Genomic DNA, 3,863 nt, shown 5'->3' on the forward strand with positions numbered 1-3,863 from the left:
GGGTCCTCCGCCAGCAGGAGCACGGGCGCCGCGCCCGGGCCCGCCCACAGCGCGCAGGCCCAGCGGCCGGCGGCGCCGTCCACGCCCATCACCCCGCCCACGGGCGGAGCCTCGCACCGCGGACGTCGGTCGGCGCCCCCGGTCAGCGCTCCCGGTCGGCGCGACCGAGACCGACGGGGCCGGGCCGGGCGGCGGCGCGTGTGCTGTGATCTGGCGCATGCGCGTCCACGTCGCCACCGACCACGCCGGCTTCGAGTTCGTCCAGGGCCTCGTGGCGCACCTGCGCGACGCCGGGCACGACGTCGTCGACCACGGGCCCGAGAGCTACGAGCCGCAGGACGACTACCCGGCCTTCTGCATCGCCGCTGGGGAGGCGGTCGTCGCCGACCCGGGCAGCCTCGGCGTCGTCGTCGGCGGGTCGGGCAACGGCGAGCAGATCGCCGCCAACAAGGTCGTCGGCGTCCGCGCCGCCCTGGCCTGGAACCTCGAGACGGCGCGCCTGGCCCGCCAGCACAACGACGCGAACGTCGTCGCGGTCGGGGCCCGCCAGCACTCGGTCGAGGAGGCCACGGCCCTCGTCGACGCCTTCCTCGCCGAGCCCTTCTCCGGCGACGGGCGGCACGCCCGGCGCATCGGGCAGGTGGGCGCCTACGAGCGGGGCGAGCGCCCCGTGCCGCCCGCCGGCGCCTGAGGTGCCCGAGGGCCACAGCGTCCGCCGCCTGGCCGACGTCTTCCGCCGCGACTTCCGCGGGCAGGTGCTCGCGGTCTCGAGCCCGCAGGGCCGGTTCGCCGACGGCGCCGCCCTGCTCGACGGCACGGCGCTGCTGCGCGCCGAGGCCCACGGCAAGCAGATGTTCCTCGGCTTCGAGGGCGGCCGCTGGATGCGCGTCCACCTCGGCCTCTACGGCAAGTGGGCCTTCGGCACGGGGGAGCCGCCCGAGCCCCGCGGCGCCCTGCGCGTGCGCCTGCGCGGCGCCGGGGCCGACGGCGGCGGCGTGTGGGCGGACCTGCGCGGCCCGACGGCGTGCGAGGTCATCACCACGGCCGAGAAGGAGGAGGCCCGGTCGCGCCTCGGGCCGGACCCGCTGCGGCGCGACGGCGACCCCGAGGTCTTCGCCGCGCGGGTGGCGCGCAGCCGCACCTCGGTGGCGGCGCTGCTCATGGACCAGGCGGTGGTGGCCGGCGTCGGCAACGTCTACCGCGCCGAGGCGCTCTTCCGCGCCCGCACCGACCCCTTCGCCCCCGGCGTCGAGGTCGGGCGCGAGCGCGCCCTGGCCCTGTGGGAGGACCTCGTCGTCCTGCTGCGCGACGGCGTCCGGCGCGGGTCCATCGTCACGACCCTCCCCGCCGACCGGCCCGAGGGCCGCCGCCGCGGGCGCGTCCGCCGCGAGGACGCCCACTACGTCTACCGGCGCGACGGCCTCCCCTGCCGCGTGTGCGGGACGACCGTCCTCACGCGCGAGCTCGTCGGCCGCAACCTCTACTGGTGCCCGGTGTGCCAGTCGGGCCTGCCCGACCTCCCGCCCGTCCTCGCCGAGGGCGAGCCGGTCGCCGCAGCCCGGGTCGCGGCCCGTCCCGCCTCGTCGGGCTGATCGCCCGGGGGCGGTGGGACGACGGGAGCGGGCCTCGCCGCCCGCGACCGCTCGGTACCGTGGGCGCGTGCCGACCGAGAGCCGCACCGCCCCCGGGAGGCGCGCCGCCGCGCCCACCTGGGTGCCGTCCGCGGCCGGGGAGTGGCTCGGCGAGCGGCGACGCCGCCTCGTGTGGCTGCTCCAGCTGAGGCTCCTGCCGTCGCAGACCTTCCGCCTGTGGGTGGGCACGGGCCTCGTCGTGTGCTGGGTGGTCGTGGCGCTCACCGCCCCGCGGTGGGCGCCCGCCTCCGCGCTGTCGGTCGTCATCGTCCTCGGCGGGTACTTCCTGCGCCTGCGGCAGCTGGCGATGCTCCTCTTCCTCGTCACGACGGCGCTCGTCTACGTCGTCCCGCGGCGCAACGGCCTGGTGCCGCGGGGTCTCGGCCCCGACGTCGTGGACGCGGTGCAGTCGTCCATCAACCCGACGGTCCTCGGGGTGCTGGCGGCGGTGGCGGGCGTCGTCGTCCTCATCGCCCGCAGCCGCGAGCGGCTCGGCGTCCACGGCGCGCAGGGCGAGTCGATGCTCGTCGAGCTGCGCGACCGGCTGCGCGCCCAGAGCCGGGTGAGTGGGCTCCCGGCGCCGTGGCGCCTCGAGCACGCCGTCCGGTCGGCCTACGGGGACGGCTTCGCGGGCGACTTCGTCCTCGCCCACCACCGCGGGCGGCGCCTCGACGTCCTGCTCGTCGACGTCTCCGGCAAGGGCACGGCCGCGGGGACCCGCGCCCTCCTGCTCTCGGGCGCCTACGGCGGGCTCGTCGGCGCGCTGCCCACCGAGCGCCTGCTCCCGTCGGCCAACGACTACCTCCTCGGCCAGCGCTGGCCCGAGGGCTTCGCCACGGCCGTCCACGTGAGCCTCGACCTCGCCACGGGCGAGTACGCCGCGGCCAGCGCGGGCCACCCGCCGCTGCTGCGGCACCGGGCCGGCGCGCCCGACCGCTGGGTGCCCGTCGAGGTGGACGGCGGGCCCGCCCTGGGCCTGCTGCCGGACGTCGACTTCCCCTCCGTCCGCGGGGTCCTCGAGCCCGGTGACGCCCTCATCCTCTACACCGACGGCGTCGTCGAGGCGCCGGGGCGCGACCTCGCCGCGGGCATCGACCTGCTGGCGCGGGCGGCCGGCGACCTCACCTCCGGTCCCGGGCTCGGGGGCAGCGCGCGCCGGCTCGTCGACGCCGTGGCCGCCGAGGACGACGACCGCTCCGTCGTCGTCCTCTGGCGCGACCCGGAGCCGGACCCGTCGCACCCCTCGGGACGGGAGCGGGACGCGTCGTGAGGCGCAGGGCGGACCTGGGCCTCCGCCTGCAGGCGTCCGGCGCCGCCCCGCCGGAGGAGGTCTGGGACCGCTACGCCCGGACGGCGCGCTGGAGCACCTGGTCGCCGCAGGTGCGGGCCGTCGACCTCCCGCCGCGCATCGCGGCGGGCGCTCGCGGGGCGGTGCACGGCCCGGCCGGGCTGCGCGCCGACGTCGTCGTGGACGCCGTCGACGAGGCCGCCCGCACGTGGTCGTGGACGGTCGTCCTCGGGCGCCCGCGGCTGCCGGGGGTGCGCCTGCGGCTCGAGCACGGCGTCGTCGCCGCGGCCGGCGGGAGCCGGACCTGGCTCGTGGTGCGCGGGCCGGCGCCCGTGGTGCTGGGCTACCTGGCCCCGGCGCGGCTGGCCCTGGCGCGCCTCGTGCGGCCCTGACGTGCGCCCGCCGGCCGCGACGCGCGCGCGGGGCGGTGGAGCGGGTGACGGGAATCGAACCCGCGTAGCCAGTTTGGAAGACTGGGGCTCTACCATTGAGCTACACCCGCAGCGACCGGCGAGGACGCCGGTGCGGCCCCACCCTAGCGACCGTCCGGCTCCTCGCCGACGCCGTCCGGTGCACCGCCGCGGCGGCGCAGCAGAAGGTGGAGGCCCAGCCCGACGAGCAGGCCCCAGAAGGCCGACCCCACGCCCGCGACCGTGACCCCCGAGGCGCTCACCGCGAGGACGACGAGCGGGGCCAGCAGGGCCTGGCCGTCACCCTCCCGCCCCGCCACCGCCGTGCGCAGCGCGCCGCCGAGGCTGCCGAGGAGCGCGAGGCCGGCGACGGCCTCGACGAGCAGGCCGGGGGAGGCGGTGACGACGGCGGTGACGGCGGGCGCGGACAGGCCGAGGAGGACGAGGGCCGCGCCGTTCGCCACCGACGCGCGCCAGCGCCGCGCCGGGTCCGGCCCCGCGTCCGGGCCCGCCGTGAGGGCGGCCGTCACGGCG

At 78.9% G+C, this 3,863-nt stretch carries 5 protein-coding genes and 1 tRNA gene; 4 read left to right on the forward strand and 2 right to left on the reverse strand.

Annotation, left to right across the window (positions count from 1 at the left end):
* The first annotated feature begins 217 nt into the window (after nucleotides 1-217).
* The 4 genes from HLB09_RS14280 (at nucleotide 218) to HLB09_RS14295 (ending at nucleotide 3,311) form a co-directional block, all read left to right on the forward strand.
* Nucleotides 218-691: a ribose-5-phosphate isomerase gene (locus HLB09_RS14280; RefSeq protein ID WP_171204006.1), complete on the forward strand. Its 474-nt coding sequence runs from the start codon at nucleotides 218-220 to the stop codon at nucleotides 689-691.
* A 1-nt stretch (nucleotide 692) separates the two neighbouring features.
* Entirely contained in the window at nucleotides 693-1,592 is a 900-nt protein-coding gene (locus HLB09_RS14285; RefSeq protein WP_171204007.1) for an Fpg/Nei family DNA glycosylase, read from the forward strand.
* 67 nt (nucleotides 1,593-1,659) lie between these two features.
* Nucleotides 1,660-2,901, forward strand: a complete 1,242-nt coding sequence (locus tag HLB09_RS20135; RefSeq protein WP_171204008.1) for a PP2C family protein-serine/threonine phosphatase — start codon at nucleotides 1,660-1,662, stop codon at nucleotides 2,899-2,901.
* Complete coding sequence (locus tag HLB09_RS14295) at nucleotides 2,898-3,311, forward strand: SRPBCC family protein (protein ID WP_212771119.1); 414 nt, start codon at nucleotides 2,898-2,900, stop codon at nucleotides 3,309-3,311. Before HLB09_RS20135 ends, HLB09_RS14295 begins: the two co-directional genes overlap by 4 nt.
* 36 nt (nucleotides 3,312-3,347) lie before the next feature.
* On the opposite strand, the gene HLB09_RS14300 is transcribed toward HLB09_RS14295, so the two are convergent.
* Both HLB09_RS14300 and HLB09_RS14305 read right to left on the reverse strand, forming a co-directional pair.
* A tRNA-Gly gene (locus HLB09_RS14300) sits at nucleotides 3,348-3,421 on the reverse strand.
* Between the two features lie 33 nt (nucleotides 3,422-3,454).
* On the reverse strand, nucleotides 3,455-3,863 hold a 409-nt coding region (locus tag HLB09_RS14305), incomplete at its 5' end, for a benzoate/H(+) symporter BenE family transporter (RefSeq protein WP_171204009.1).

This window comes from Pseudokineococcus marinus (assembly GCF_013004605.1).
In the GTDB taxonomy this organism is placed as follows: domain Bacteria; phylum Actinomycetota; class Actinomycetes; order Actinomycetales; family Quadrisphaeraceae; genus Pseudokineococcus; species Pseudokineococcus marinus.